The sequence below is a fragment of the Massilia sp. P2_C2 genome, from assembly GCF_056404615.1.
On record NZ_JBFUDR010000602.1, the window covers coordinates 1 to 1,306 of the forward strand.

Sequence of the window (1,306 nt, forward strand, 5' to 3'; positions counted from 1 at the left end):
GCGTGTCTGAAACCCCACAAAAAGCGGACATTTCAACTTTGCCCAAAGCGGACATTTTAACTTTGCCTTTACAGGGTGGGCACCCCGTGCCCACGCGGACGCCGGCATCACCCAAACGTCAGGCGATGAACGGCTTGAGCATCAGGTGCAATCCGAGTCCCAGCAGGCCCACGAAGAAACACCGCCGGAACGTCTGCGCCCGGATCCGCCCGCGTATCCACTGCCCGCACGTCATGCCGACCATGGCCGGCACCAGCGCCGCCAGCGACATCCCCGCCGCCCCCGCCGGATACTCGCCCGCCAGCAGCAGCGACGCACCGAGAGCGACGGTCGACACCGTGAAGCACAGGCCCAGCGCCTGCACCAGCGCGTCGCGTTCCAGCCGCAGGCCCTGCAGATAAGGCACGGCCGGGATCACGAACACGCCCGTCGCCGCCGTGACGATGCCGGTGGCCAGGCCCACGAGCGGCCCCGCGGCACGCTCGGCACTGGCAGGCACGTGCAGCACGAACGACGCCAGCCCGGCCAGCGCATACAGCAGCAGCGCCCCGCCCAGCGCGGCGGCCGCATCGGCGCCGTCGACACCCGGCAGCAGCAGGCCGCCGCCCAGCGTCCCGAGCACGATCGCCACCAGCATCGGCCACAGCCGGCGCACGAGCGGGCCAAAGGCCGGGCCGGCGGCAAGCTGCCAGACATTCGTCACCAGCGAAGGCACGACGAGCAGCGCGGCGGCCTCGCGCGGTGCCATCACGATGCCCAGCAGGCCGACGGCGACCGTCGGCAGGCCGAGCCCGACGACGCCCTTGACGAGGCCGGCCAGCACGAACACGCAGAAAATCAGCAGGAGGTCGCGCGGCGTGTGCGCGAATGCGATAGTATCCATGCGACGATTCTGCCTCGATCCGGGGCGATGGCAAATGCGGGATTACCGCAATCACCCTTCGGCTGAACCGAAACGAGAGAACCCATGCGATTCGACCTGGTGGACTTGCAACTGTTCCTGCACGTGGTGGACGCGGGCAGCATCACGGCGGGCAGCCAGCGCGCGCACCTGGCGTTGGCGTCCGCCAGCGAGCGTATCCAGAACATGGAAGCGGCGCTGGGCGTACCGCTGCTCGTGCGCGGCCGGCGCGGCGTGCAGCCGACGGCCGCGGGTCTCGCCCTGCAGCGCCACGCCCGCCTCGTGTTCCAGCAACTGGCGCGCCTGCGCGCGGAACTGGGCGAGCACGCGGCGGGCCTCAAGGGCCAGGTACGGCTGCTGTGCAATACGGCGGCACTCTCCGAATACCTGCCGGCAGTGCTGGCG

The 1,306-nt window shown here is 69.8% G+C and carries 2 protein-coding genes; one reads left to right on the plus strand and one right to left on the minus strand.

Annotated features, from left to right (window positions below):
* Nucleotides 1-118: 118 nt before the first annotated feature.
* Complete coding sequence (locus AC1DYX_RS31215) at nucleotides 119-883, minus strand: sulfite exporter TauE/SafE family protein (RefSeq protein ID WP_477266104.1); 765 nt, start codon at nucleotides 881-883, stop codon at nucleotides 119-121.
* Nucleotides 884-967: 84 nt separating this feature from the next.
* On the opposite strand from AC1DYX_RS31215, the gene AC1DYX_RS31220 reads away from it, so the two are divergent.
* A partial coding sequence (locus tag AC1DYX_RS31220) for a LysR family transcriptional regulator (RefSeq protein ID WP_477266106.1) occupies nucleotides 968-1,306 on the plus strand: 339 nt, incomplete at its 3' end.

Bases quoted from the DNA above. Each gene is read 5' to 3' on its own strand.
- AC1DYX_RS31215 (WP_477266104.1), bottom strand. From the start codon at position 883: ATGGATACTATCGCATTCGCGCACACGCCGCGCGACCTCCTGCTGATT.